29 protein-coding genes are annotated in these 26,110 nt (G+C 41.2%); 22 read left to right on the forward strand and 7 right to left on the reverse strand.

From position 1 onward, the window contains the following. Positions 1 to 87: 87 nt before the first annotated feature. The 22 genes from IPJ86_15020 to IPJ86_15125 all read left to right on the forward strand — a co-directional run bounded on the left by IPJ86_15020 (position 88) and on the right by IPJ86_15125 (position 17,781). A complete protein-coding gene (locus IPJ86_15020; protein MBK7888533.1) occupies positions 88 to 972 on the forward strand; it encodes a T9SS type A sorting domain-containing protein in 885 nt (294 codons plus the stop codon). 161 nt (positions 973 to 1,133) lie between these two features. Further along, positions 1,134 to 1,583, forward strand: a complete 450-nt coding sequence (locus IPJ86_15025; GenBank protein MBK7888534.1) for a GNAT family N-acetyltransferase — start codon at positions 1,134 to 1,136, stop codon at positions 1,581 to 1,583. Positions 1,584 to 1,871: 288 nt separating this feature from the next. Then, entirely contained in the window at positions 1,872 to 2,315 is a 444-nt protein-coding gene (locus tag IPJ86_15030) for a hypothetical protein (protein ID MBK7888535.1), read from the forward strand. 224 nt (positions 2,316 to 2,539) lie between these two features. Beyond that, positions 2,540 to 3,070 carry a transposase gene (locus IPJ86_15035; GenBank protein ID MBK7888536.1) on the forward strand — a complete coding sequence of 177 codons (531 nt, stop codon included), beginning with the start codon at positions 2,540 to 2,542 and terminating at the stop codon, positions 3,068 to 3,070. A gap of 821 nt (positions 3,071 to 3,891) precedes the next feature. Next, the gene (locus IPJ86_15040) at positions 3,892 to 4,677 is read left to right on the forward strand and encodes a hypothetical protein (GenBank protein MBK7888537.1); all 786 of its coding nucleotides are present in this window, start codon (positions 3,892 to 3,894) and stop codon (positions 4,675 to 4,677) included. A gap of 81 nt (positions 4,678 to 4,758) precedes the next feature. Continuing rightward, on the forward strand, positions 4,759 to 5,334 hold the full coding sequence (locus tag IPJ86_15045) for a helix-turn-helix transcriptional regulator (GenBank protein ID MBK7888538.1): 576 nt from the start codon (positions 4,759 to 4,761) through the stop codon (positions 5,332 to 5,334). Between the two features lie 502 nt (positions 5,335 to 5,836). Then, on the forward strand, positions 5,837 to 6,061 hold the full coding sequence (locus IPJ86_15050; protein ID MBK7888539.1) for a hypothetical protein: 225 nt from the start codon (positions 5,837 to 5,839) through the stop codon (positions 6,059 to 6,061). A gap of 80 nt (positions 6,062 to 6,141) precedes the next feature. Beyond that, positions 6,142 to 6,708, forward strand: a complete 567-nt coding sequence (locus IPJ86_15055) for an NfeD family protein (protein MBK7888540.1) — start codon at positions 6,142 to 6,144, stop codon at positions 6,706 to 6,708. 10 nt (positions 6,709 to 6,718) lie between these two features. Continuing rightward, the gene (locus tag IPJ86_15060) at positions 6,719 to 8,248 is read left to right on the forward strand and encodes a flotillin family protein (GenBank protein MBK7888541.1); all 1,530 of its coding nucleotides are present in this window, start codon (positions 6,719 to 6,721) and stop codon (positions 8,246 to 8,248) included. 224 nt (positions 8,249 to 8,472) lie between these two features. Beyond that, the gene (locus IPJ86_15065) at positions 8,473 to 8,868 is read left to right on the forward strand and encodes a DoxX-like family protein (GenBank protein ID MBK7888542.1); all 396 of its coding nucleotides are present in this window, start codon (positions 8,473 to 8,475) and stop codon (positions 8,866 to 8,868) included. Then, positions 8,865 to 9,599, forward strand: coding sequence for a DUF2071 domain-containing protein (locus tag IPJ86_15070; GenBank protein ID MBK7888543.1), 735 nt, complete (start codon positions 8,865 to 8,867; stop codon positions 9,597 to 9,599). Before IPJ86_15065 ends, IPJ86_15070 begins: the two co-directional genes overlap by 4 nt. Continuing rightward, the gene (locus IPJ86_15075) at positions 9,590 to 10,345 is read left to right on the forward strand and encodes a methyltransferase domain-containing protein (protein MBK7888544.1); all 756 of its coding nucleotides are present in this window, start codon (positions 9,590 to 9,592) and stop codon (positions 10,343 to 10,345) included. Before IPJ86_15070 ends, IPJ86_15075 begins: the two co-directional genes overlap by 10 nt. Continuing rightward, positions 10,329 to 10,724, forward strand: coding sequence for a hypothetical protein (locus tag IPJ86_15080; GenBank protein MBK7888545.1), 396 nt, complete (start codon positions 10,329 to 10,331; stop codon positions 10,722 to 10,724). The genes IPJ86_15075 and IPJ86_15080 overlap by 17 nt, the downstream gene beginning before the upstream one ends. A 194-nt stretch (positions 10,725 to 10,918) precedes the next feature. Beyond that, positions 10,919 to 12,304, forward strand: a complete 1,386-nt coding sequence (gene creD / locus IPJ86_15085; GenBank protein MBK7888546.1) for a cell envelope integrity protein CreD — start codon at positions 10,919 to 10,921, stop codon at positions 12,302 to 12,304. Between the two features lie 194 nt (positions 12,305 to 12,498). Further along, complete coding sequence (locus IPJ86_15090) at positions 12,499 to 13,197, forward strand: SDR family oxidoreductase (protein MBK7888547.1); 699 nt, start codon at positions 12,499 to 12,501, stop codon at positions 13,195 to 13,197. Between the two features lie 28 nt (positions 13,198 to 13,225). Continuing rightward, positions 13,226 to 13,942: a DUF2071 domain-containing protein gene (locus IPJ86_15095; protein ID MBK7888548.1), complete on the forward strand. Its 717-nt coding sequence runs from the start codon at positions 13,226 to 13,228 to the stop codon at positions 13,940 to 13,942. Between the two features lie 10 nt (positions 13,943 to 13,952). Beyond that, positions 13,953 to 14,222, forward strand: a complete 270-nt coding sequence (locus IPJ86_15100; protein MBK7888549.1) for a TIGR03643 family protein — start codon at positions 13,953 to 13,955, stop codon at positions 14,220 to 14,222. Positions 14,223 to 14,432: 210 nt separating this feature from the next. After that, positions 14,433 to 15,173, forward strand: a complete 741-nt coding sequence (locus IPJ86_15105; GenBank protein MBK7888550.1) for a hypothetical protein — start codon at positions 14,433 to 14,435, stop codon at positions 15,171 to 15,173. Positions 15,174 to 15,422: 249 nt separating this feature from the next. Continuing rightward, a complete protein-coding gene (locus tag IPJ86_15110; GenBank protein ID MBK7888551.1) occupies positions 15,423 to 15,785 on the forward strand; it encodes a hypothetical protein in 363 nt (120 codons plus the stop codon). A gap of 17 nt (positions 15,786 to 15,802) precedes the next feature. After that, positions 15,803 to 16,309: a hypothetical protein gene (locus tag IPJ86_15115; protein ID MBK7888552.1), complete on the forward strand. Its 507-nt coding sequence runs from the start codon at positions 15,803 to 15,805 to the stop codon at positions 16,307 to 16,309. 137 nt (positions 16,310 to 16,446) lie between these two features. Next, positions 16,447 to 17,178, forward strand: a complete 732-nt coding sequence (locus IPJ86_15120) for a hypothetical protein (protein MBK7888553.1) — start codon at positions 16,447 to 16,449, stop codon at positions 17,176 to 17,178. Positions 17,179 to 17,274: 96 nt separating this feature from the next. After that, entirely contained in the window at positions 17,275 to 17,781 is a 507-nt protein-coding gene (locus IPJ86_15125) for a hypothetical protein (protein ID MBK7888554.1), read from the forward strand. A gap of 664 nt (positions 17,782 to 18,445) precedes the next feature. On the opposite strand, the gene IPJ86_15130 is transcribed toward IPJ86_15125, so the two are convergent. The 7 genes from IPJ86_15130 to IPJ86_15160 form a co-directional block, all read right to left on the reverse strand. Continuing rightward, complete coding sequence (locus IPJ86_15130) at positions 18,446 to 20,101, reverse strand: SBBP repeat-containing protein (protein MBK7888555.1); 1,656 nt, start codon at positions 20,099 to 20,101, stop codon at positions 18,446 to 18,448. A 202-nt stretch (positions 20,102 to 20,303) separates the two neighbouring features. Continuing rightward, positions 20,304 to 21,890, reverse strand: a complete 1,587-nt coding sequence (locus IPJ86_15135; protein MBK7888556.1) for an O-antigen ligase family protein — start codon at positions 21,888 to 21,890, stop codon at positions 20,304 to 20,306. Between the two features lie 121 nt (positions 21,891 to 22,011). Then, complete coding sequence (locus IPJ86_15140; protein MBK7888557.1) at positions 22,012 to 23,706, reverse strand: S41 family peptidase; 1,695 nt, start codon at positions 23,704 to 23,706, stop codon at positions 22,012 to 22,014. 10 nt (positions 23,707 to 23,716) lie between these two features. Continuing rightward, positions 23,717 to 23,938, reverse strand: coding sequence for a membrane protein insertion efficiency factor YidD (yidD, locus tag IPJ86_15145; GenBank protein MBK7888558.1), 222 nt, complete (start codon positions 23,936 to 23,938; stop codon positions 23,717 to 23,719). Continuing rightward, positions 23,919 to 24,329, reverse strand: a complete 411-nt coding sequence (locus IPJ86_15150; GenBank protein ID MBK7888559.1) for a ribonuclease P protein component — start codon at positions 24,327 to 24,329, stop codon at positions 23,919 to 23,921. The genes yidD and IPJ86_15150 overlap by 20 nt, the downstream gene beginning before the upstream one ends. Before the next feature lie 8 nt (positions 24,330 to 24,337). Then, entirely contained in the window at positions 24,338 to 25,138 is an 801-nt protein-coding gene (locus tag IPJ86_15155) for a uroporphyrinogen-III synthase (protein MBK7888560.1), read from the reverse strand. A 51-nt stretch (positions 25,139 to 25,189) separates the two neighbouring features. After that, positions 25,190 to 26,077 (reverse strand): DUF4271 domain-containing protein, encoded by an 888-nt coding sequence (locus IPJ86_15160; protein ID MBK7888561.1) that lies wholly within the window; start codon positions 26,075 to 26,077, stop codon positions 25,190 to 25,192. Between the last annotated feature and the right edge of the window lie 33 nt (positions 26,078 to 26,110).

Below are 26,110 nucleotides of genomic sequence, written 5' to 3' on the forward strand. Positions count from 1 at the left end.
ATAGCCACTTATGTTTTCTGGCACTTTTCCAAAGTCTCATGAATCAAAATAATCCTATCTTGCAAATTACTTCAACCTCCTCTACCAATGAAAATCCTATTCTCCCTCTCCCTCTCCCTCTCCCTCTCCCTCCTCCTCCTCGCCTTCCATCTCCCCGCCACCGCCCAGCAGATCAACAATGGCGGTTTAGAGTCGTGGCAGACATTTACCAATTTCGAGGTGCCGGATTCTTTTTATACGTTTGATCAGAACATTTTTGTTGGAACTGCTACCACCAGCAAAACTACGGATGCGCATTCGGGTCAATATGCGGCATTGCTTCAAACTCAGGCCGGGCCGACTTCTACCAACTTCTCCGGCACGATGAGCTATGGTTCGTTTTCGGCGGGTCCTGTTAATTATTTTTACGGGTGGCCATTTGCACAACGTCCCACAAAATTGAAGTTTTGGTATAAGTACATCAACCCGGGGAATGATACAGCCCTTTGCGGTATATTTTTATCTAAATGGACTGGTTTGCACACTTCCATTGGCTCAGGAATATTCTATCTTTCTGCCAACACTCCTAACTATACCCTCGCAGAAATACCTGTCAACTATACTTCCGGAGTCCTACCGGATACTTTAAGCATTGGATTTATGAGCAGCGTTAATGCTAACCCCACCTCAGGCACCATGCTCTACATTGACGATATCTCGCTCGATTATTCCACGGCACTTGAAAGTAATCCGGCGATAAATGCCATCCGTGTTTATCCTAACCCGTGTAGCAATGCTATGTACATCACCATTCCCTCGCCGGGCAATCATCACTTAACCATTAGAGATGTATTGGGGAGTACCGTTTATCAGAAGGATAACTACAGCAGTCAACTTGCCATAGATTGCAGTCTGTTCAATGCTGGGGTCTACACGATTCATCTTGAAAATGGTGCTTCGACGTTTACAGGAAGGGTGCTGAAGATGGATTAAAGAGTTCGCTTTCCTTCCTGGACGCTGGTATAGTTCCTGTTACCCGGCAGGAAGCTTCAGAAACTTTCCATGTTGCATTCAAGAATCAATTATCATTCAGGTGGTTTTAACTTCCTTTGTATAAGATTTTACAGGCAATCTTGAAAAACGAAGTACCAACAATGATAACATTAACACGAACGAATTCCGAAAACAAAGATTTCCAACGGCTGGTTATAGCACTCGACAAAGATCTGGCGATAAAAAATGGAACCATGAATGATTTCTTTGTACAATTTAATAAAATCGATTTAATCAATAATGTTGTAATTGCTGTAAGCAACAATGAAGCGGCGGGATGTGGTGCCATGAAAAAGTACAGTCCTTCCACCATGGAAATAAAAAGAATGTTTGTGCCGGTAGAAATGCGTGGCAAAGGAATCGCTGTAGCCGTTTTAACGGAGTTGGAAAATTGGGCAAGAGAATTGGGTTTTGAAAAATGTATTTTAGAGACAGGCGATAAAATGCAGGAAGCCATCGGATTGTATAAAAAGTGTGGGTATCATATCATACCTAATTATGGTCAATATGAGAAGGTAGAGCGTAGTATATGCTTTGAAAAAATGCTATGATTTTTGTTAGCCTGCATTGAAATAAAAAGCGTTGCTAACATTTGATTGACAAAAAATTTGTAACAAAGTACATTGCCGGATAAACATGCCGGATGAATTTAATTATTTTTGAATGACGACTAATTGTACTATCACACGGTGGCACTTGTTACGAGCAGGTATAAAATACCATCCCTGCAAAGAATATAAAATTACTAAAGTGGAGACCAGAACCCACTCCAACAAACGGGGCATATACTCAACAGCCATAGGAGTAGAAAAAATTAATACAACGACCATATGAAAAAAATGAAAGGACTATTCATTGTAATGAGCTTAATGGCTACCTTGACTGTTTCAGCACAGGAGTACAAAGTGGTAACGATAGTGGAGTCAATTGTGCCAATGGGTTTAGGACGTTCAAGAATTGTGGATGCACAGGGCACCATGGATGTGAATGCTCTTACTACCGTTCGCGAAGGAAAAAAATCGAAACAAGATGAGGTGGACAGAGAAGATGTGAAGGAAGGAGGATTGAACCTGAAGGAAACAAAATTGTTAAACTTCTACAGCATGATGGGAATAAATTTTGGTAATGTGGCATCCAACGACGCGGTAATTGCAGCAAAAATAAACGAAGTAGTGAAAGAGGGTTGGTCCGTTGCATTTATCACAAGTGGTGTTGAATCCGACGCAGGAAAAGACGATAGTAAAGGGATATTTATAACGAGAATATTTTTTGTTAAGAAGTAAGATGTAAAAGAGATCAGCCAATCGCGGGAGTAGGAATTACATTTTTTTGTATTCATAGCAGTAAAATCAACTCACCGTGTCAATTCATAAACTCACCAACGTTTTCCAAAACCACATTTAGTAACCGTGAACGTGAACCGAAATTCCGCAGCGAAGATTATAGCCTGGGACATATCCTGGTGAAGGGATTCACCCGCATTGCATATCACCACAAGTAAAGTACTATGCCCTACATTCCACACCTCCATCATCGTAGAAGCATCCGGCTGAAAGGATATGATTATTCGCAAGAGGGATTATATTTCATTACCATCTGCCAGCAGGACAGAGAATGTTTATTCGGCGAGATTGTGGATGGCGAAATGCTATTGAATGATGCCGGAAAAATGGTGGATGATGTATGGCTAAAAATCCCGGAGCGCTTTCCCCATGTGCTCTTGCACGAATACATCATCATGCCCAACCATTTCCACGCCATCCTGGAAATCCTGGGCTCTGCCCCCGCCGTACGGGCAACCCTTGTGGTAGCCCCTGATAAGGCCGCGGCTCTCGGAGACATTTTAGGCGCCTTTAAATCTATTTCAACAGTGGAATATATTCAAGGTGTAAAAAAATGCGGATGGCCCACCTTCAATGGCAAATTATGGCAACGCGATTTTTTTGACCATATCATTCGTAATGAACGATCCTTTCATCGGATATCCAGATACATCCTCAACAATCCCAAAAATTGGAAGGGAGATAAATTTTATTGATGCATTAGCATTCCCCGTACGGGCGACCCATGTGGTCGCCCTTTTTGTTGGCACCCCACGATTTTTTCTGCACCGGGCACCCCCATTTATCGCCGGATATGGCTGCAAAATTCTCTCTATGCATATCCCTCTTTCTGCAAAAGGGGCGACCACAAGGGCCGCCCCTACCAAATCCCCGTACGGGCGACCCTTGTGGTCGCCCTTTTTATCGCCGCCCCATTTATCGCCGCCCCCATTTATCGCCGCCCGATTTATCGCCGCCCGATTTATCGCCGCCCGATTTATCGCCGCCCGATTTATCGCCGCCCCCATTTATCGCCGCCCCATTTATCGCCGCCCGATTTATCGCCGCCCGATTTATCGCCGCCCGATTTATCCCCGCCCCATATATCCCGCCCCATATATCGCCGCCCCCTCTATCGCCGCCCCATTTATCGCGCCCGATTTATCCCCACCGATTTATCCCCACCCGATTTATCCCCACCCGATTTATCCCCACCCGATTTATCGCCGCCCCATTTATCGCCGCCCCATTTATCGCCGCCCGATTTATCCCCGCCCCATATATCCCGCCCCATATATCGCCGCCCCATATATCGCCGCCCCATTTATCGCGCCCGATTTATCCCCACCCGATTTATCCCCACCCGATTTATCCCCACCCCATTTATCCCCCCCCCATTTATCCCCGCCCCCTTTATCTCCCCCCCATTTATCGCCGCCCGATTTATCCCCGCCCGATTTATCCCCGCCCCATTTATCGCCGCCCCCATTTATCCCCGCCCCGATAAATGAATCTGATACACTACATTTGTAAAAACATGAAATATCTCCCCTCCCTTATCACCCTCACACTCGTGTACCTCCTTGCAGGCTGTTCAAACGGAAACCTTGATGAAAAAGGATTTCAGGTGAGCAAAATTACAGACGATACAGACAGTCCGGATACACTTGGCTTGAATCGCGATTCTTTAAAGATAGAAACTAAGCCCAGCAATGTATTGTTGACAGGCATACCTCATATACGGCTGACCACAATCTACAAAGTAAATCTGAACAAAAGGGATAATTCTACATTCATTGGTGGAAACAATTTTCATAATGGATACGAAGAAGCTGATGTGGTTTCAGGGAACAATTGGAATTATAATATCATTCCCGGACTGGAAGCTGTTTATGGGTATAATATGGTAAACATCTCCCACTACACTATCATCGAAAACAAGCAAAAGAATTTTTTTGAAAAACCGGTCTTGATCAAGACGTTATATTATCCGACATTTTCCAATGATACCCTGAACCATATCCCTGTACATAGATCCTTTTTTATTGTTACTGTCTACAATGATGACACCAATAAAGACGGTTTTATCAACACAAGGGATCTTCGTCGCATTTATCTCTTTAATATCAATGGCGAAAGACAAATGGCATTGGTGAATGAAAATTATTCGGTATTCAAGTCCGAATACGATGCTGCTAACGACTACATGTATTTGTTCGCTCAACTAGACAGTAATAACAATGGACAAAAGGAGGAGGGTGAACCCATTCATATTTTTTGGGTAGACCTGAAAGATCCGGTTAAAACGGGCAGGTTGTATTGAACCAGAGGGAATACAATTTTTAATTGTTAGTTACATTCAATTCGTCTCTATCTTTGCTTACTAAACAGATCGCCCCCTTTTATGACGCCTCATCTTCTTCTTGTTAAAAACATGGTCTGCCATCGTTGTGTTCTGGCAGTTGAAGATATTTTAACAAGAAATCATATCCCTTTTCTAAAGGTAATTTTTGGAGAAATTCATTTAGTAAATAAACCGGATACCCGGCAAAAGGAGATCCTTTCCAAAGCTCTTGAAAATATCGGGTTTGAATTGATCGATAACCATATGAGCGGGTTGATCGAAAAAATTAAACAGTATGTTATCCGGAAGGCCAGAAACGAAGAGAGTAGCGAAGAAAAAAAAATAAACCTTTCGAATTACCTTTCTAATCATCTGAATTATGAATACACCCACCTCAGCAGTTTGTTCTCATCAGTAGAAGGACGTACAATAGAGAACCTGTACATCGAGCAGCGGATTGAAAAAGCAAAGGAATTGCTGATCTACGGTACATTGACATTATCTGAAATTGCTTTTGAACTGAATTATAGCAGTACAGCGCATCTTTCCAGTCAGTTTAAAAAGGTAACAGGTCTTACACCTTCATATTTCAAAAAGGTAGGTGCTTTAAAACGTAAAGCGTTGGATAAGATTTAAACCCAAAATTTTATAATTCTTACCCAAAGTAGTGTAACACCAATGATCGGTGTCGGCTCTACTTTTGTAGTATCAATTTCAATTAACAGATAAACAAAATGAAAACAAAAATCGCAATGAGCCAAAGCGCTCAAAACAGCAACAATTCTTGCTCTAATCCAAACTGTACATGTAGTCCATGTCATTGCACATCAACATCAACATGTGGTGCATCAACCAGATGCGAAAATTGCAATTGCGGAACCGCATGTAATTGTAAAGAAAGCTGTAACTGCTAATCCCGAGAGCCACTCTTTCGGGGGTGGCTCTTCATTTTAATTAATTTGTTCAATACAGAGCATTGATTCAAAATCGACTATTTTGAGATATTGAAGGAAATAAATATATTCCAAAGTACTACCTGAAAATCCGAAGCCACTAAGATGTTAATAGCATCCTGGTGGCTTCGTTTTTTTTAAAAACAGGAAAAGGAGCCTCCATTTTTTAGTGTAGCAAGTATTTTATGAATACTGCCTGCAAGAGCGCTCCCTCAAGAGTTCCGGTAAGTATATTTCACGATGTTTCGGAATTTGAAGTGGAAATTGAAGCGGTTCAAAAGCGAATGAAAGTAGTTGCAACTGACCCCTCTCCTACACGGATGGCTGCTGAAGATTTGGACATCATTGATGAATCGGTATATTTGTCAAGTACAGAAAACCGATTGAATAGAGACTGTTGTGGCCCATAGCCCATTAGGAGAACCTGAGCCGGTTGTTCGGTAGAAAGAAGGTATAGAAATATTTAAAAAATCATGTAGATTTGACAACTATGGAAATATTCGAAAACTTAGAACCCTTGCTCAAATCCTTTTGGTTTGTAGCAATTCCGGCCAGTTTAATTTTTGTCATTCAAACAGTTATGACCTTTATGGGGACAGACTCTTCCGATGGATTGAGTGCCGATTTTGATGGGGACCTGAGTGGAGGCGATGCGCCCTTCCAACTCTTTTCCTTGAGGAACCTGATAAATTTTCTTCTGGGGTTTAGTTGGACAGGCATTTCGCTTTATACTGCCATTCCTAACAAACCGGTACTCATCATTATTGCATTTTTTGTGGGAGCTTTATTTGTCTTTTTGTTTTTTATCATCATTCGACAAGTACAAAAGTTAGCGGAAGATAATTCTTTTAAAATCGCAAACACATTAAATAAAACAGCCGAAGTTTATTTGACCATTCCTGAAAACAAAAAGGGTAAAGGAAAAATAATGGTAAGCGTTAAAGGGGCATTTCATGAATTGGATGCTATGACTGAAAAAGATAGAATACAATCGGGTTCAATAGTAAAAGTTGTAAAAATCGAAAATAACAATATCCTCATCGTAGAAACAATCTAATTAAAAAAGTATGACCCCCATATTCATTATTGTCGTTGCAGTAGTAGTTGTTTTCGTTACCATATCAGCATTAATTTCCAGGTATAAACGTTGTCCTTCCGATAAAATATTAGTCATCTATGGACGAACAGGTGGTACCTCCGCACGATGTGTCCACGGCGGCGGTGCTTTTATCTGGCCCGTGATTCAGGATTTTGCATTCCTCGATTTAAAACCCTTATCGATTGAAGCCAATTTGACCAATGCATTGAGTCGTCAGAATATACGGGTGGATGTCCCCTGTCGATTTACTATTGCAATTTCTACAGAGCCGGACAGTATGAATACTGCTGCCGAAAGGTTGCTGGGTTTATCGTCAGAGCAAATTCAGGAGCTGGCAAAGGATATTTTATTTGGTCAGTTGCGTTTGGTTATTGCTACCATGACCATTGAAGAAATCAATTCGGACCGTGATAAATTTCTGGATAACATTTCGAAAAATGTCGACAGTGAGCTGAAGAAGATCGGTTTGAAATTGATCAACGTGAATGTCACAGATATTAAGGATGAGTCGGGGTATATTGAAGCGTTGGGTAAAGAAGCCGCGGCAAAGGCGATCAATGAAGCCAAGATAAGTGTGGCGGAACAAGAGAAAATCGGGGAAACCGGAAAGGCATTGGCCGATCGGGAAAAGGATACACAGATTGCTGAAACGCATAGAGACAGAGATGTAAAAATTGCCATTACTCAAAAAGACAAGGAGATCAGCATTGCTACTGCGGTAAAAGATGAAACCATTGGTAAAGCCGAAGCACAGCGGGATACACGGGTGAAAACATCTGAAGCCAATGCCATCGCCATCAAAGGAGAAAATGAAGCAAGAATCGCCATTGCACAATCAGAAGCCAATCGAAGAGAGAAGGAAGCGGAAGCGTTGAGAATTGCATTGGCATCCGAAAAAGTGCAACAGGCAAGAGCTTTGGAAGAATCCTATCTGGCAGAGCAAAAAGCAGAATTGGCCCGTTCGGAGAGAGAACGCTCCACGCAGATTGCCAATATCGTTGTGCCTGCTGAGATAGCCAAACAGCGAGCTATCATTGAAGCACAGGCTGCTGCGGAAACGATCAGAGAAAATGCAAAGGGGGAAGCAGATGCTATCTATGCAAAGATGGAGGCTGAGGCAAAAGGATTATTTGAAATCCTCACGAAACAAGCAGAAGGATATAAGGAAGTAGTTGCAGCTGCAGGAGGGGATCCAAACAAAGCCTTCCAATTATTGCTGATTGAGAAATTACCGGAACTGGTGAAGACGCAAGTGGAAGCAGTGAAGAATATTAAAATTGATAAGATTACCGTTTGGGATTCAGGAAACGGTCAAAGTGAGAATGGCAATTCTTCTACTGCAAATTTTGTTGCCGGTATGATGAAAACTGTTCCACCGCTCAACGACTTGTTTAATATGGCGGGATTGAACTTACCTGCCTATTTAAAAGGTCCTGACGATGAAAAAACTACCGGAAAATCAGAGAATAAAAAAGAAGATCCCGGCACCATCAAATAAAGTCACGGGTTGATCGTAAATGAATTTTCCGCTCCGAAAAGCCAGGAAAAAGATCACCTGTCCTTCACTGTGAGGTACTATCTTCAACAGGAAAAATAAGACAAGTGATGCATTGAAAATTCCATCCGGTGAGAGGGAATAGTAGGGTAGGGTGCGCTACCGGTTTAAAAGTGAAATTGATTTACAGTTCCTGAAGTATGGAGTGAAAAGGTGACTCAACAAGATTGACAGCAAGCCATAAACATAGCGCCATCACCCTTTTAATTGCGACAGTTTGGCTCGCGAATGGACTTTTATGTAAAGTGCTTCATCTTGTCCCTCGACATGAGCAAATTGTTGCAAGAATTTTAGGAGAGGAATATTCAAAACCATTGACGGTCTTCATCGGTGTTTTAGAAATTGGAATGGCGATATGGATTTTGACAAAGTACAAATCGACATTGAATGCGATGGTTCAAATACTAATTGTCGCGACGATGAATGGTTTAGAATTTAGTTTGGTTCCGGACCTGCTGTTATGGGGACGGTTCAATTTAGTTTTCGCTTTACTGTTTATTGGAATGATCTATTACAATGAATTTGTTTTGATGAAGAAATTAATTCAACAACGCATACAATGAAGTGCTTAAAGAATCACCCCTTCGCCGTGGATGCATTTTTTGAGCGTTCACTCGTGCTGACATTTGCGGTTCCTAAAGAACAATTGCAACACCTGATACCTGAATGCCTGGAATTGGATACCTTTCATGAGAAATGGGGGTTTATTGCAGTAGCCATGGTGCAGACAAAGGATTTACGTCCGGCAGGATTTCCAAAATTTATGGGCAACGATTTCTTTTTGATCGGCTATCGGATTTTTGTACGCTTCACCGGCAAGGATGGAAAATCAAAAAGAGGATTATACATCATTAAATCCGAAACCAACAAAAAGAAAATGGAGTTCTTCGGAAATATATTTACCCATTACAATTATACCACTACCGATATTCATCAGCGTACCGAAGGAAATTCGCGAATCATCTCCTCACTAAAGTCAAATTTTCAAATAGCGATAGAACAAACTACAGGAGAAGTCCATCTTCCTGATCACTCGCCCTTCACCGATTGGAAAGAAGCCCGAAGATTTGCCGGACCATTGCCCTTTACTTTTACTTACAATGCAGAGGATAAAAACATATTGATCATAGAAGGTGTACGGCAGAATTGGAAACCGGAACCGGTTAAAGTCAGCAATTACCGCTTTGAATTTTTAGAGGCACTACATCTGAAGGAGATCGCACTCGCCAACGCGTTTGAAATTGAGAATGTCCCCTACTACTGGAAAAAAGGTGTACTGGAAAAATGGAACTGAAACGGAAGCCCTTTCAAGGGGTATTGAATATCATTCGTTTTAATTGGCATTTTTATGTGATGGCCGGATTGGTTTTACTTGCAGTGTTCTTTTTCAAGAATTATTTACCGGAGCAAATTCAGGGTTTTGTATTATTGATTTCAATACTGGCAGGCTTGTCTATCATCATCTCATTGCTCACTTCATTTTATATTTACGACCTATCGAACCTCTACCAACTCCAATGGCTTCCAACACCGGGGAACAAGCGCATCTTAACCATCAATGCAGGCTTTGATGAGACGACAGAAATTATTAAAAGCAAATTTCCAAATTGTAACATCACGGCATGTGATTTTTATGACCCTTCCAGACATACCGAAGTATCCCTTCAGAGAGCAAGAAAAGCTTATCCATCTCCACTGAATACCATTCAAATTAATACAGACCGGCTTCCCTTTGCGGATAATTCCTTCGATTATACTTTGACGATCTTTTCTGCACATGAAATCAGAGCTGAGCAAGAGCGGATAGATTTTTTTAATGAGTTGCATCGGGTGACCAGCGTCTCGGGAGAAATATTCGTGACGGAACATCTGAGAGATTGGAATAATTTCTTCGTTTATACACTTGGTTTTTTTCATTTTCATTCCAGGAAAAGCTGGATGCGCACTTTTAGTCAGGCTAACCTGAAATTAATTCGTGAAATAAAGTCCACCCCATTTATCACCACATTTATACTTACCAAAAATGGAAATACACTATAAGATCATCGGAATATTGCTCATGCTATTGGCCTTGATTCATATCATATTCCCGAAGTACTTCAACTGGAAGGACGAACTGAAATCGCTGAGTTTGATTAACAGGGAGATGATGACGATTCACACTTTATTTATAGCTGTGGTTGTTTTTCTGATGGGTTTGCTTTGCCTGACTTCTGCCACTGCACTTATTGAAACCGATCTCGGGAAAAGGATTTCTCTTGGTCTGGGCATTTTTTGGGGATTACGACTCCTCACTCAGTTTTTTGGATACTCTTCTGCATTGTGGAAAGGGAAATCCTTTGAAACGACGGTGCATATTTTATTTTCGTTATTTTGGACCTACCTCACGTTCGTATTTATGTATACAGCAACATGTTGATTTAACAAAATTTTAAGAAACAGAAAGCACAATTAGTTCAATGCGATGTCCGTTTGTAAGTTTCGATTACGTGAGAAGAAGGAATGGCTGATAGAAATTCACCTGGTAAACTTCTCAAGCTACTGTACCCATCATTGCCACTTGAAGTTGTTACTACCTTAAAAATTTACCAAATTAAATAACCCCACCACATAATGACAAACATCCCCTCATTTTTCGAACGAGCAAATATCTGGCTCAAGCAATCCATCACCATCAGATTGTTCACCATTGGAATACTCATTCTACTATTATTGATTCCGGTTTCTATGGTAGAAAGTCTGATCCGGGAGCGGGAAGGCCGACAATCGGAAGCCATGGTGGAAGTAAGTTCTAAATGGGGTGGACAACAAACCATCACAGGGTTGTTGCTTACGGTTCCCTATAAGACCTATGCTAAGGTCTATGAAGGAGAGAAGACGGATAAATTTAAATTGGTAGAATCCAGAGAGTACGCACACTTTTTGCCGGAAGAGCTGAATATAAGCGGGGAGATTTCACCGGAAGTGAGATACCGTGGGATTTATGAGGTGATCGTATACAATTCAAAAATAAAATTGAATGGAAAATTCTCTCCTCCGGGTTTTGAAGAATGGAAAATCGACAACAATGATGTGATATGGGAAGATGCCTTCATCTCATTAGGTCTTTCGGATTTAAGAAGTATTCAGGAAAATATTTCGGTGAACTGGAATGATAAGCAGTATTATTTCAATCCCGGCATTGAATCAAATGACGTCATTTCAACCGGTATCAGCTCTCGTCTTCCTGTTCAGCATTCAGATTCCTCAGACACTCAAATGAAATTTTCGCTGGATCTGAATTTTAACGGGAGTACCAGTCTTAATTTTATTCCATTGGGGAAGATGACAAAAGTGGATATAAAATCGAAATGGGAGAATCCGAGTTTTATAGGGGCCTTTCTTCCTGACAACAGAGTAATTGATCATTCCGGATTCTCTGCCAATTGGAAGATACTTCATCTTAATCGACCCTATCCGCAAAGTTTTAAAGGCGCGGTACAGGGAATTAATGAATCTTCTTTTGGCGTAAATCTGATCGTACCGGTGGATGAGTATCAGAAAAGTATGCGTTCAGCAAAATATGCAGTTATGTTCATTACGCTCACTTTTTTGATTTTCTTTTTTGTACAAATTTTGAATGGAGTAAAAATTCATCCCATTCAGTATATTATTGTGGGTCTCGCACTATGTGTTTTCTATACCTTGTTAATTGCATTATCAGAACACATTGCGTTTAAGTTTAGTTATCTGATCTCGAGTCTTTCCATCATTAGTATGATTACACTTTATGCGAAGACCATTTTCAACGATAAAAAACTAACGACACTGATTGGTGGGATACTGTCTATTCTCTATCTGTTTATATTTTCAATTATACAGATGGAAGACTATGCCTTGTTAATGGGTAGCATTGGTTTATTTATCGTATTGGCAACCATTATGTATTTATCAAGGAAAATCAACTGGTATGCGATAAAGACGAAAGGCGAAGATAATTCCTCTTCCACCACTGTATAGCCTCGGATTTATGTGATGCGATTAGTGATTGCAGCCTGCTATTAAGGAATCTTCTTAGAATAAATCAGGTGGAGGGACGAATTACAAAAGCGAATAGGGTACATCATGCAGGAAGGAATGGAAAAATCTCGCTGTCAGGTATATTTAACAAATTGCTGAATATATTGTTGTAACTCTGTATAACAAAATTCAGCATGCAGCATTACTTAATTATCGGAGCTTCCGGAGGAATTGGGAAGGAAATAGCACTACAACTCGCCAATTCCGGAAAGCAAGTGATGGCTATCTTTAATAAGAACACTCCGGATTTCGTGCATCCAAATATGCGTTTTCATCAATTGGATGTACTGGAGGAAACCATTTCTGTAGATGATTTGCCGGAGGAATTAGCGGGATTTGTGTATTGTCCGGGGAGTATTACGCTCAGACCGTTCGAAAGAATGAAACCTGCGGATTTTGAATCCGACTATAAACTCCAGGTAACCGGAGCCATCAAACTTCTTCAATTGGCCTTACCTCGTCTGAAGAAATCTTCAACCGCTTCCATTGTTTTATTTTCTACGGTGGCTGTCCAAACCGGCTTGCCTTTTCATACGCAGGTCAGCGCGTCTAAGGGTGCTATCGAAGGCTTGACCCGGGCTTTAGCCGCGGAATATGCTCCGAAGATCAGAGTCAATTGTATTGCACCCTCTTTAACCGATACACCTCTGGCAGCTTCCCTTCTAAATACGGAACAAAAGAGAGAAGCCAATGCCTTGCGCCATCCGCTAAAAAGAATTGGTACTCCTGAAGATATCGCCAATATGGCCACATTTTTACTTTCCGAAAAATCAGGTTGGATGACCGGACAAGTTTTACATGTAGATGGAGGAATGTCTTCCGTCAAAATTTAAAGGCTTTTTTTTAAGATGATGAAATATCATGACCGATAATTTTCTTTCCGCCCGTTGGGAAAACCTGATTATGGCAAATTATGCCATCGACCCGGATATTTTAAACCCTTATCTCCCAAAAGGTGTGGAGTTGGATTTTTATGAAGGCAACGCCTATGTGAGTCTGGTGGGATTTATGTTTAAAAAAACGAGCTTGTTTAATATTCCGATCCCTTTTTTAGGAACCTTTGAAGAAATCAATCTTCGTTTTTATGTGAAGAGAGTGGAAGGAGAGACCATTAAGCGCGGTGTGGTTTTTATTAATGAAACTGTGCCTTATAAATTAGTAGCATGGCTGGCCAATAAATTATATAAAGAACATTACATCGCCATTCCAACAAAGAATCAAATTGAAGTTACTCCTCTTTCCAGAAGTGTAAAATATTTATGGAAGACCAACGAGGAATGGAATCATATATCCGTAAATACCGCCGTTGAAAAGGAGGGGATGTTACCCGGGAGTATGGAAGAATTCATCTTTGAACATTATTTCGGTTATACTAAAGTAAATGATCAGATTTCGCAAGAGTATGAAGTCAATCATCCGCGGTGGCTGGTGAATAAGGTACATGATTATTCTATTCACTGCGATTTTACCGCCATGTATGGCAGTGACTTTTCATTTTTGAATACTCAATCACCGGATTCAGTAATCATTGCTGAAGGTTCACCGGTGACAGTTAAATGGAAAAGAAATTCATTCTAAAAGGATACTAATGGAGGCAAGAGAAATTGACAGAATCATTGAAATGGCATGGGAAGACCGCACTCCTTTTGAAGCAATAAAAGCGCAGTTTGGTTTTTCAGAGAGCGATGTGATTGCCATGATGCGAAGAGAATTAAAGCGCAGCAGTTTTAATCTTTGGCGTAAGCGGGTAAATAGTGGCATCAGCCAGAAACACGCGCAAAAAAGAAATCCCGACATCACGCGATTTAAATGCAGCCTGCAAAAATCCATATCCTTGAATAAAATCAGTAAGCGATAAATGGAATTGTACTTTCTAACCGACTGTACATCGAAGTGAATACTGAAGCGCGAATTCCGGCTTAAAAATCGACAGGCTGATCTTAAATTATTATATTTGTAATTAATCGATGGGTCCGGAGGAAGAGAAATCAGCCTCAGTTTTACGAGACTGACGTCCTGATCATCGAGAAAGATTTTCAAAGGTGTATGGATGAAAATATAATTTTAGATGTCAATCGTGTTATCAGAAATCATAGAACAATCCTACTCACTTTTTGCAAAATACCATCCGTCAAGACCTCTTGACATATGTACCGATTGCTGTATGACACCTGAAGAGGAAGGTAAATTGGCGGGATTGCCGGTGAGAGAAATCCCCCGGGATCTTTTATCCTGCTATAACGATGGCGCGAAACCCGAAAAGACAAGGATTGAAGAAATTAAGCATTTCCTGCCACGATATTTGGACTTGATCGGACATTTTCAATTTCCTACGCACTCTACTGAATTGTCATTCTCCAGACTTATACCCTTTGAAAAGAACGAATGGTCAAAGGAAGAGCTGGATTTGCTCCTTCGCTTCAATAGTAGCTTTTTTAAACATTGTCTTACAATATACCCGATACCTTCTTTTTCGGATGAAATCGACACCATTTTAATAATGTTTTGGAGAGCCGGTTTTAACATTGCGGATTTGCTTACAATATGGGAAAACGATAAAACAGTAGTTGGCACATTGCATTTTCGCGACTTGTACTTTCACGGTTTTGAAGAATACAACCCTACAAAACTCTCCAGTGCGTTTGCCGATAAAGAACTTGCGGATATCTTGTTGACGTGGCGCGCTTCCGATAAAGTCAAACAAAACTTTGCCGGAAACATTGAACAAATAATAATCGAAAAGAATGATCTCGATATCGACGATCTTAATGAACTGAATTTACTCTATGATATACTTCGTGCAAAGTAAATAGAGTTAAATTTAGAATTGCATAAGTTGAAATGTCAAATCGGGAGTATATCGCTACCGGAAAGCAAGAATTTGGAATGAAAAATATACAATGATGAAATTATGATTTTAAGTTCGTTTCTCTTTCTGATAATTCCTTTGATTGTCCTGTTGCTTATAGGCTATTTAGTGATCAGGGCATATAGCAGGAATGCTGACGCGATCTTAGATCGGTTGTTAAAGCAGACAGCCCACCTGAGACACGTTGATTTGAAGGATATACACCTTACCTATCATGTTTCCAATGGATCAATGATGTATCCTTCAATTAACAACAGTGCGGATATCTACCTCTTTGATAATTTTATGATTTTAGCAAGAAGACAAAATTTTATTGTACAAATTGATTTTAAACCAACCCTCATCAGCAAGGACCCGATAGAAATCCAACAATTTTTGGGCCTTATAGATATTGATAAGATAGAGAAAGTATCCGAAGCTATTGAAAAAGGAGAATTTAAAATTCATCTAACCGCCCTTCATTTCAATTATTATAAAACGGTATTGACCTTAAAAGGCCTGACTGTTGAACAACTACAGCAACTCTCACACATTAAAAATTGGAGCAATTAAGTTATACTTACAATTTTATGAAGCAAACACCGGGGATTGAATTATTTAAAAACAGAAGTTTAGTTGTTGGCATTCTCATACTATTTATATTTAGTTGTCAGACGCATACAACCATCGAATACCGCCTGGATACGAGTCAGGAGTATATAAGGCAAGATGGCTATGCTTTGAGTTGCCAAGTAGACGGAGATGTGCTCGTTGTCGGCACCTATACTCCGGAAAGTTGGGGTCCGGGGTTTTATTATGATTATTTAAAAGGAAAGAAGTCAGAAAAAAGAATTAAAATCGTCAATGTGAAAGTGAGTTTTATAGAGACGGCGGATACTCTGAAATTAAAAGAGGTTCGTAAGGAGAGAGAATACATTTTTTCAGAGCAACATTTGGCAGACATCATCAACAACAATAAGCAGCTGCAGCTTACCATCTATTTTAAGGAAAGTGATTCACCCATCATTGTAGAAAAGGAATTTACACTTGTTAGATTAAAAAATACGGAATCGACCGGTACAATGCCGCATTCATAAAGAAGTTTCATTCCGGATGGGTATTGTAAAGGCAGGTTGGCAGGTAGGGCGGGCGATTAGCATACGTTCCATTGAAGTACGAAGCACCGGCTTCCGTTTTTTGGTTAACTTTGGGATATGTTATTAAACGCAGAAGTGTGAAAAATCTTCTCTTGATTTTCTTTCTTTCAGTTTCGCCACTCGTGTTCGCGCAGAAGTTTATGATAAAGGGAGGAGATACGCTCCTATATAAGGAAACAATGGAAATTCGTGAAAATGGAGATACCCTCTACCTTGGTGCCTGCCGGACATTTGAAAAGGTGAACGATAGAATAATAAACCAATCGGATGATCAATGTTTACGACAAGGACTTTGGGTGATCACCGATTCTTCGGGAAATTATTGGTCAGGAAATTATCACAACAACCATCAAGTGGGAATCTGGAAACACTTTGACAGGAAGAATACACTTCTCAAAGAGACAGAAAAAGTTTCGATTGGCAAAGAAACGTATAAGGTTAAGGAGATTGATTATATAAATGGAAAACCTGTTATTCGGGTGGACAGGAAGTTTTTAGCTTTCTATATAAAGAATCTTGTCGCCATCATGGTAATTTTCTTCGGTACATTTTTCGGACGGGTATTCGTCAATAGCCGCATTTATAATTTAGAGAATGGAACAAACTTTTCTCCAATTGTTGTTTATTTTCCAGGATTTAACAGAGGTAATTTGAAGCATAGCCTGCTTTCTACATTTACATTTTGGTTCTATCACTACAAACCTGAAAGCAGACCACTAGTTTTAATTAGCAATTCCATGTCAGCAATTGCACTAACCATATTCATCGGGATTATTGCGGGACTTATAATTAGTGGAGGTTTAAGTTAGTGCTGTACGTATGAATCACCAAAGACAAGATCAATATAAACTTAGTTTTACCCATTGCATAGATTTACCGTACCTTGAAATTCTGTATAAAATTAAATGCTAAAATTGCTTCGAAATATTTATTCAAATTTTTCTTCCCAAAAGGATAGGCTGAAGTATGGATGGCTTTCAGCACTCTTTGCTTTTATGTTCGGGATCTATGGCTATACTCTTTCATTTGCCGGAGAACATATCTGTTTTTTTATACCGGCGCCGATAGCAGCATTTATTGTAAACTACCTGCTATGGCATTGGACATTTAAAACAAAATCAGATTTTAAAATGGGAAATGTGGTCAGCATTGGAATTATTGGTGTCCCTGTCATTCACTATTTCACTTTTTTACTTATGGGTTTCGGCAGAATTATTTGTTATCGCCTCACCGGAAATTGTACGGATTATACCGGTCAACCGGACAGCATTCCAGGGGTGTTGGGTTTTAGTGTAGTACAGATGCTCATCGCTATTTATAAAACAGGAATTATTACCATTCCAATGGGGATCGCAATCGGTATTTATGTTTTAAAAACGTCGAAGGTGAAGAACACTGAAATTTTGAAATGAAAATCTGCTCCGGATGGATTTTTACTGTTCTTCGTTAACTCTTGTCACCAAAAAGAGATATTCAAATCAAAGGCGATCTAAACTTCAATCTTCAGAATAACGTAGTAAAGCTATGAATTGTAGTTTTATATCACAAATAAAGATATATAAGATCAGTATACGGAAGACCTAATTATTTAAATACTTTGAATAAGGATATGTTTCCTTTTTATGTATCTTAAATTTATAAGAGGATACTGGACAACGCCCTCAGCGCTAACCAGACTATTTGCTTACTTCCGCATTAGGAATTCTACACTAGCGCTATAAAGGCGGTATCTCTGTAACCTGACCCTTTCCTGACTTCCGCTTTGGGACTTCTACAAAAGCCCTGTAGGGGCGGTATCTCTGTAACCGACAAACTCTCCTCTCCTTTCAACCGCCGGTACCCGACCTAAGGTCGGGTACCGGCATTGGTGGGAGAAGAGGATATCCTTTTTTACAGAGATGCCGCCCCTACAGGGCTCTAATAATTTGTTACGCATACTCGTATTCTTTCTGTAAAGGAAGATTTACAAATAGTTAAAAACATCCTTATCTATCTGACTCTTTCAAATAGAAATCCTCAATTCAGGACCGGTCATTTATGCTACAACATTGCCCTATTGCGGATTTCACCTGCACATCACCAACGGTTCACCACAATTTTCTTCACTGCCTGCTGCGCACCGGATTTTACATGGATAAAGTAAACGCCATCCGAAGCATTGAGTGTAAACGTTTCAGTCGAAGAAGAAGCTATGGATGATGAAATTATCTCACCAACAAGGTTGTACACGGACACCGTGGCATTCATTGATAAACCGGATATGGTAAATGTTTCATTCGAAGGGTTAGGAAATACGTTTATACCATCAGAGAAACTACTTTCTTCCAATCCAGTCACCTGGCTTAATTTTGCTATGAAAATATCTGATTGAACTGAATTAGTAGGTGCTGCTTTGGTAAGTAAAGTTGATCCAAATGAAATGTTAGGGGAGAAGAAAGATCCTGTAATATACACATTGCTATTCGTATCAGTTACGATATCATATCCTTCATCCCTTTTTATTCCTCCTGCACTTGTAGCCCAGATATGATTTCCGCTTGAGTCATATTTCGCAATGAAAATATCATTAATACCTGAATTGATAAGTGTAGTTGAACCAAAGGTAATGGTAGAACTCCAAAAATACCCTGTTACATATACATTCCCGGTCCCGTCTGTAGTAATGCTGTTTCCATTCACTTGACTTGCCGCCCCCTCACTTTTCGCCCAAAGAACATTTCCATTTCCATCGTATTTCACTATAAAAAGATCCCAACCTCCTGAATTGATGAGTGTATAAGCACCAAAAGTAATGGAGGAGCTCTGAAAATAACCCGTTGCATATACATTTCCACTACTGCTGTCCACGGTGATGCTCATCCCCTCATCCATATTGGTTCCTCCGGCGCGTTGTGCCCATAAAACATTTCCATTGATGTCATATTTCACTATAAAAAAATCAGAAATACTATTGCTGATGGCATTGGGTAATGTTATTGAGTCAAAAGTAACAACAGGTCCATCAAAATAACCTGTTATATATACGTTTCCACTCCCGTCTGCCCCTATACTATGGCCTTTCTCATAATCTAATGCCCCTCCTCCTCCGGCGCTTTTAGCCCATAGCACATTTCCATTGGTATCATATTTCACTATAAAAATTTCAGGAATACCGTCAAAGCCGGTATTAGTAAGTAAGGTTGGACCAAAGACAATTGAGGCACTCTCATAATATCCCGTTACATATACATTTCCGTTAATGTCTGAATCGATGCTATAGCCTGCAGCTCTATCCCACCCTCCTGCGCTTTTCGCCCAAAGCATATTTCCATTGGTATCGTATTTGGTAATGAAAACATCATGGGGACCTGTACCGGTGAGCGTGGTTGAACCAAAAGTAGTATTAATCCAAAAATAACCTGTAACGTATACATTTCCGCTTCCGTCTGTGGTTATACTTAAACCCGCATCTGAATAAATTCCGGTCGTTGTTCTAGCCCAGAGAACAGTTCCATTAGCGTCATATTTCACTACAAAAAGATTACTAGAAGAACTTCCATAGAGAGTTAATGTCCCAAAGGTAATAGAGGGATCATCAAAATACCCTGTTACATATATATTGCCGTTTCCATCAATGGCCATGCTTGTACTAGCATCATAGGTTGTTCCTCCCGCGCTCTTCGCCCATTGCCAGGTTTGTGCGTTTGTAATCATTGAGACAATGAGGAAGAGGAAAGTAAGAAATTTCTTCATAGCAGGTAATTTTAAATTAAAAGCAAAAGGTTGAATACAGTTGGTAATTCAACTTTTTGCAGAAATAAAGATATGGAATTATAATATATATCTAACCATTATGGTCTTAAAAAATACGTTTGCGAAAAAACATAATTTCATATCAATAAAAGCAAACATTTACAGAAATTACTTAAAAGTATCACCGGCAAAAGTTTCCGGATTAAAATTCCTTTTCTTTCCTAAACAAAAACATCCCATTCAAAAATGCATAAAACGTTACTCCCGCCTGTGTTTCCAGCGTATCTTCGTTTAAGAAGGATCCTGCGGCGATCAAAAGGAAGGCGAAGTACACGAGATCTCTTCTTTGAAAGGAAATTTTGAAGGTGTAGAGGAGTACAACGATGAAGAGTAACATCCCCGGCCAGCCAAAGGCTACACCTAAACTCAGGTATTGGTTATGGGCACGAAGCCTCCACTCTTTGGTGAGCGAGGAGTTGCGGCTTTCATAAGCCTCCTGAAATGCCGACGGAACATCTCCTGTTCCTACACCGGTGAAGGGATGTTGGGTGATGATCCAATAAGCCGTTTTCCAGTATTCGAGTCGCTGTGCCAGGGTATGTCCGCTGCTGACATTATTGAAGTAGTAGTTGCGGTATTCTCCACCGAGTTCTTTGAAGCGAAACAAAATGTTATTTTCTCCCCGTACGTATTCGGGAGTGGGATATCCGGCTTCTATGTTTTGCACATCAGCAGCACTTAACTGTTCCACACCTGCTGCATCTTTGCTGTATCCTTTGTAAGTCAGATAACGCATCAACGTCACCAGTTGCATCCGGCCCCGTCCATCACTGTACCATACCCGTTGCTTGCTTCGCTTCATCCAGGCCGTATCTATTTCCAGATCGTTGTACTGTATCCAAACGTATCTTCCTTCTTCAACATCTTTCCGGTCCCAGTCGTTTTTGCAGGTATTTCCTCGTGCTGTAAGGTCGTGTAACTGTTCCTTGTGAATGACCGGTTCTTGTATGGATTGAATGAAAATGTAATCATAGATCTTCCATCCCGAGAAAATGAAGAGCAGCAACACTAAACCGGCGAGACTACGCCCTATGTTGTTGGTGGATGTAAGGACAGCATATATTAATCCCGCTACGAGTAAAATACTCAATAGAAAGATGCCGGTAATGGATTGAAGTAAAAGTAAAAAGTATAAACACCAGCAGATAAATGCGGTGAACAGGATTTTCTGCAAAATAGATTTGCTCTGAGAAAGAAGATAAAAAGCCATCACCAGCGCGACATCAATCAGCAAACTCAAACGAATATGTGAAATAAATATACTCAACTGCCGGTAGTTGGTCACCGGTTCGCCCATCAATCCCCATCGGGCAAACATCCCGGCTCCTGTCGATAGAAGTACGCCCACCATTAAACCGTAAAATAATTTACGTAACTGCTCAGCCGTTAGTAATGGTCCGGCCGCGAAAAGTAATGGCATTAACAAAAGAGGAAGCTTGACACGAATGTCTTTAGATGCATACTTGAAATCTTCCGTATTCCATAGCCCTGTAAGATGCACCAGAAATAATCCCGTGAGTAACCAAAAGACCGGTTGCCGGATGGCGTTGTGCAATCTTCCTTTCAGATTCCCGGCCATCAACCATCCGCCTGCCATCACAAATTGCCCCAGACTCATTCCCAGGTTCCAGAGTGGCAAGGAAAAAGCAATCAGCAAGGCTCCGGCAAAAAAGATAATCTCTCCGGCACGATGGATAGACGATATTCCGGTTTTAAAATTATTTTTCAAGAGATGCAGGTTCCTCCGACCTAAGCTTAGCCGGATTATTATTTATAGATGACTGAAATAAACATTCAGAAAAAACGGATCAACCGTCCTTGTTGTATTTTTCCGGATGGATATATTTTCCTTAAGGCTTATAACTCCTGTTCAGGATCGCCTGATAGACATTTTGATCTTTCAATGCTTTTACCGCTAAAAGAATATCCGGATCATCATCAAAGCTGGTTTCAATACGGCCATTCTGATAATAATAGCGGGAGACGATTTCATTTTCCAGAAGTTCCTTTACTTCTTTCTTGTTCAGGCGAAGATCAGTGGCTTTATCGTGCGTAAGCAATGTTTTGACTTTTTCATACTCCGCCTTGATATGATCAAAATATTTTTCCTTCTCGGCTTTTTCTTTCAGCTCTGTCAATTTCTTTTCACTGTCAGTGATGTATTCATACTTCTTATCATTCTGCCAGGCAATGAACTCTTCGTATTCGGCATCTGAAATTTTAAAGTCGCGAGCGCCGGCAATGACAGGATGCTTGATTTTATACAATGTAGCGAAATCAAAAAGGATGTAGTTGTTGATGAGCGACTGTGAGATGCTGCTGATGTCAGGTGTCTCGGTCGTATAGTCCGGATTGACACCGCCACCGTCGTATACTTTTCTGCCGGCACGGGTTTTAAATTCAGAGATCAGCGAGTCGGGGACTTTGCCTACACTGCCATCCGGATTGCGGTGTGAGTAATCCAGGGCCTGTATGCATCGTCCACTCGGAATATAATATTTCGCAGTGGTGATTTTTAATTGGGTATTGTAGGTCAATGGTCGCGTGGTCTGTACAAGTCCTTTACCAAAAGTGCGTTGTCCGATGATAACGGCGCGATCCAAATCCTGTAATGCTCCGGAAACAATTTCTGCTGCTGATGCAGAACCGCTGTTGACCAACACGACCAATGGGGTTTTTGTATCTACCGCAGGATTCAGTGAACGGTACATCTTATCCCACTCTTTCACCTTGCCCTTGGTACTCACTACTTCTTGTCCCTTATCTACAAAAACATTGACAATGTTCACCGCTTCGTTGAGTAAGCCTCCGGGATTTCCGCGAAGGTCGAGGATGATGCCGGTAACATTTTTCTTCTGTACCAGATCTTCTACCGCACGTTTCATCTCCTGACCCGCATCATCTGTAAAACCTCCTAAACGGATATAGCCAAGATTATTACTCAGGGTACCGTAATAGGGAACACTGTTGATGGTAATCTCTTCGCGTGTCAGTGTTTTTGTAACTGGAGCAGATTCGCCCATACGCTCCACCGTTATAGTGATGGTCGTATTCGGTGCGCCCTTTAACATCTTACTGATCTCATCGTATTTTTTCCCCGCCATCACTTTCCCGTCAATCGACCGTATGATGTCGCCCGCCTGCAAACCGTTTTTCTGTGCCGGAAAACCCTCGTAAGGATCGGTGATGATCACATTTTCATCCCGCTGTCCGATCAGGGCACCGATGCCACCATATTGCCCGGTAGTAATGAAACGGTAATCATCCGCTTCTGCTTCGGGAATGAACTGCGTATACGGATCCAGACTCTCCAGCATGGAGTTAATGCCCTCCTCCACCAGCAACTTGGGATCAGTGGGATCTACATAGTAAATGGTGAGCTCGCGCAGTATGGTGGTGAAGATGTCAAGGTTGCGTGATAACTCAAAGTAATTATCATCCGGACTTCTGAACGAGAAAATGCCAAGACCGGTGGCGAGTGCCATGATCCAAAGGGTAGCCGCCTTACCAAAGCGACGAAAGTAGTGAGTCAGTTTATATTTCATATTTTAATTTTCAGGGAACAGGATCATACCCATGTCCGCCCCAGGGATTACAGGAGAGGATTCTCTTTAGGGTGAGCCAACCGCCTTTAAAGGGTCCGTGTTTTTGAATGGCTTCAATGCCATATTGCGAACAGGTGGGATTATAACGGCAGGCAGCTCCGAGATAGGGTGAGATCGCATTTTTATATAAGCTGATCAGGGCAATCATAAATTTACTGAGCAGCTTTTTCATGGGTAAGAATTAGTCGATTCAAAAGTAGAATAATTTTCTCTTCAGTAACGCTATACACGGCGGGGGTATTGCTTTGAGCAATCAACAGGAGGGCGAAACTTTTCTGCTCCTTCCGGCACCAGTCCACCAAGGCATGTTTGTTCTTCCTGTACCCTTCCCGCATCAATCGCTTGGAACGGTTGCGGTCATGCGCCAGCTTCATCCTTCGCTTGGGGGCACTGAAAGCGATCTTTACGGGATAAATGGTGTCAAATTCAACTTCTTTAAACACCAGACGGAAAGGAGCAGCAACCAACGCCTTTCCCTCTTCAAATAAGGAATCCAATAGCTTCCGGCTCTTCAGGCGTTCGTTGGCCGAAAGGGTGTTTTTGGGAGCGGGTGTAGTTGACATTGAGGCGATTAAGGAGTATCAGCTCTCCCGGAAGAGAAACGTAGCCCCATAAAATTAACAGAAGAGGGATTACTTATTCTTTTGATGTAATTCTCTATGCTCATGGTCATAGATGGCGCCTCCGGAACAGGTGCCTGAATATCAAGTCGAAGTCCGGCTTCCACCACGGCCTGCGATGTTTGTGAACCGAAAGCGGCAATGAGCGTGGTATTCTGCTTAAAATCAGGGAAATTCTTAAACAAGGAGGTGACTCCGGCCGGACTAAAAAACACGAGCATATCGTATTTCACATCTGCCAGATCGCTGAGATCAGAACAAACCGTTTTATAGATGATGGCTTTGGAAAAGTTAATTCCCTGTGTGCTAAGAACATCGGCTATCTCCTGCTTGGCAATGTCCGAACAGGGAAGCAGAAAATTTTCCTTTTTATGTTTCTTTAAGACTTCCAGAAGGTCATTCATGTTTTGCTTTCCGGCGAAAATTTTACGCTTGCGGAAAGTGATGTACTTCTGCAGATAAAAAGCCGTGGACTCTGAAATACAGAAGTACTTCAGCTCTTCCATATTTGTAATTCGCATCTCGTTACAAATACGAAAAAAATGATCGGCCGCGTGACGGCTAGTTAGAATAACAGCAGTGTGATCAGGAATATTGATCCTGTCTTTTCTAAAGTCTTTGGCAGGAATTCCCTCGATATGGATAAAGGCCCTGAAGTCAATTTTCAGGCTGTACTTTTTCGCTAGATCGTAATAGGGAGACTTCTCTGACTCTGGCTTCGGCTGTGTAACTAGTATGGATTTTACTTTCAAGGGCTAAGTTGGGATATGGTAATTTCCAAACAGTTTTTCGATCCTGCATCGCTACAGAGTAGCCGCCTTCCAAATGATCAGAAGGGGTGCTATTTCGAAAGCGCAAAGGTATAAAAACAAATAAAACAGTGAGAAGCCCGGAATGCCTGTCCAGATTAACACCGCTCTGACGATCCTGTACAGGAATAGCAGGCCGATAACAGCAATGGAAATGACGACTACAATCTCCCTGATAATCCCCGGTGAATAGGCTAGTAATATATTGACAGGCAATAGTAAAAGCCCTATCATCATGACCATCAGGAAGACATTAAAAATGTAAATGGCCACCGATCTTTCCTGATCAAAGATGACACTCAGAAAGCGCAGAAAGATCATTTTTATGGAATAAGCAGCGGCTATCGCCACGGAAAACATGACGAAACGGAGGAGTCCGCCATCCAAAATACCTGTATCCCAGTTAAAAATCACGCTCAACTGGTAGACGAATAAACCCATGAGCAGGTAAGAAATAATGGAAAGCACCAGCGAGGCGCGTTGCAGCAAGACACTCTCATCCCTCACAATCTGGTTAGTGGTGGTGGTGTTAAAGAAGGCTGAAAAAAGTTGCCGGAAGATGCGATAGTAGAAAAAACGGAACCAGGTGAAAAGGGAGAGTAGAATGAGCAATGAAATCGTGAACCAGTCGCCCATGTTCGGCACAATGGGTTGGGCCTTCGATTGCCTGACCTGTAAGAGATGTCCTTTGAAGATGCCCGGGCCTTCGAGCGATTGAGAGTTAATCGTGATCGTGTCAGAGGATGTGGTTCCGGAGATTTCTTCTTCTTCCTCATCTAAAAAGCGAAAAGTGGAGGGTTTTTCCTGCACAGGAGACGCGGCAACACTGCTGTCGGCAAGTGCTGTTGTTGGTGTTGAAGTGTCCTGTGGAGTGACTGACATTTTTTCGATGGCGCTTTCGATGCAAATTTAGTA

The organism is Bacteroidota bacterium, from assembly GCA_016713925.1.
Taxonomy (GTDB): domain Bacteria; phylum Bacteroidota; class Bacteroidia; order AKYH767-A; family OLB10; genus JAJTFW01.

Coding starts and splice junctions, on each gene's coding strand:
- IPJ86_15020 (MBK7888533.1), top strand. CDS start 88: ATGAAAATCCTATTCTCCCTCTCCCTCTCCCTCTCCCTCTCCCTCCTC.
- IPJ86_15025 (MBK7888534.1), top strand. CDS start 1,134: ATGATAACATTAACACGAACGAATTCCGAAAACAAAGATTTCCAACGG.
- IPJ86_15030 (MBK7888535.1), top strand. CDS start 1,872: ATGAAAGGACTATTCATTGTAATGAGCTTAATGGCTACCTTGACTGTT.
- IPJ86_15035 (MBK7888536.1), top strand. CDS start 2,540: ATGCCCTACATTCCACACCTCCATCATCGTAGAAGCATCCGGCTGAAA.
- IPJ86_15040 (MBK7888537.1), top strand. CDS start 3,892: ATGAAATATCTCCCCTCCCTTATCACCCTCACACTCGTGTACCTCCTT.
- IPJ86_15045 (MBK7888538.1), top strand. CDS start 4,759: ATGACGCCTCATCTTCTTCTTGTTAAAAACATGGTCTGCCATCGTTGT.
- IPJ86_15050 (MBK7888539.1), top strand. CDS start 5,837: ATGAATACTGCCTGCAAGAGCGCTCCCTCAAGAGTTCCGGTAAGTATA.
- IPJ86_15055 (MBK7888540.1), top strand. CDS start 6,142: ATGGAAATATTCGAAAACTTAGAACCCTTGCTCAAATCCTTTTGGTTT.
- IPJ86_15060 (MBK7888541.1), top strand. CDS start 6,719: ATGACCCCCATATTCATTATTGTCGTTGCAGTAGTAGTTGTTTTCGTT.
- IPJ86_15070 (MBK7888543.1), top strand. CDS start 8,865: ATGAAGTGCTTAAAGAATCACCCCTTCGCCGTGGATGCATTTTTTGAG.
- IPJ86_15075 (MBK7888544.1), top strand. CDS start 9,590: ATGGAACTGAAACGGAAGCCCTTTCAAGGGGTATTGAATATCATTCGT.
- IPJ86_15080 (MBK7888545.1), top strand. CDS start 10,329: ATGGAAATACACTATAAGATCATCGGAATATTGCTCATGCTATTGGCC.
- creD (MBK7888546.1), top strand. CDS start 10,919: ATGACAAACATCCCCTCATTTTTCGAACGAGCAAATATCTGGCTCAAG.
- IPJ86_15090 (MBK7888547.1), top strand. CDS start 12,499: ATGCAGCATTACTTAATTATCGGAGCTTCCGGAGGAATTGGGAAGGAA.
- IPJ86_15095 (MBK7888548.1), top strand. CDS start 13,226: ATGACCGATAATTTTCTTTCCGCCCGTTGGGAAAACCTGATTATGGCA.
- IPJ86_15100 (MBK7888549.1), top strand. CDS start 13,953: ATGGAGGCAAGAGAAATTGACAGAATCATTGAAATGGCATGGGAAGAC.
- IPJ86_15105 (MBK7888550.1), top strand. CDS start 14,433: ATGTCAATCGTGTTATCAGAAATCATAGAACAATCCTACTCACTTTTT.
- IPJ86_15115 (MBK7888552.1), top strand. CDS start 15,803: ATGAAGCAAACACCGGGGATTGAATTATTTAAAAACAGAAGTTTAGTT.
- IPJ86_15125 (MBK7888554.1), top strand. CDS start 17,275: ATGCTAAAATTGCTTCGAAATATTTATTCAAATTTTTCTTCCCAAAAG.
- IPJ86_15130 (MBK7888555.1), bottom strand. CDS start 20,101: ATGAAGAAATTTCTTACTTTCCTCTTCCTCATTGTCTCAATGATTACA.
- IPJ86_15140 (MBK7888557.1), bottom strand. CDS start 23,706: ATGAAATATAAACTGACTCACTACTTTCGTCGCTTTGGTAAGGCGGCT.
- yidD (MBK7888558.1), bottom strand. CDS start 23,938: ATGAAAAAGCTGCTCAGTAAATTTATGATTGCCCTGATCAGCTTATAT.
- IPJ86_15150 (MBK7888559.1), bottom strand. CDS start 24,329: ATGTCAACTACACCCGCTCCCAAAAACACCCTTTCGGCCAACGAACGC.
- IPJ86_15160 (MBK7888561.1), bottom strand. CDS start 26,077: ATGTCAGTCACTCCACAGGACACTTCAACACCAACAACAGCACTTGCC.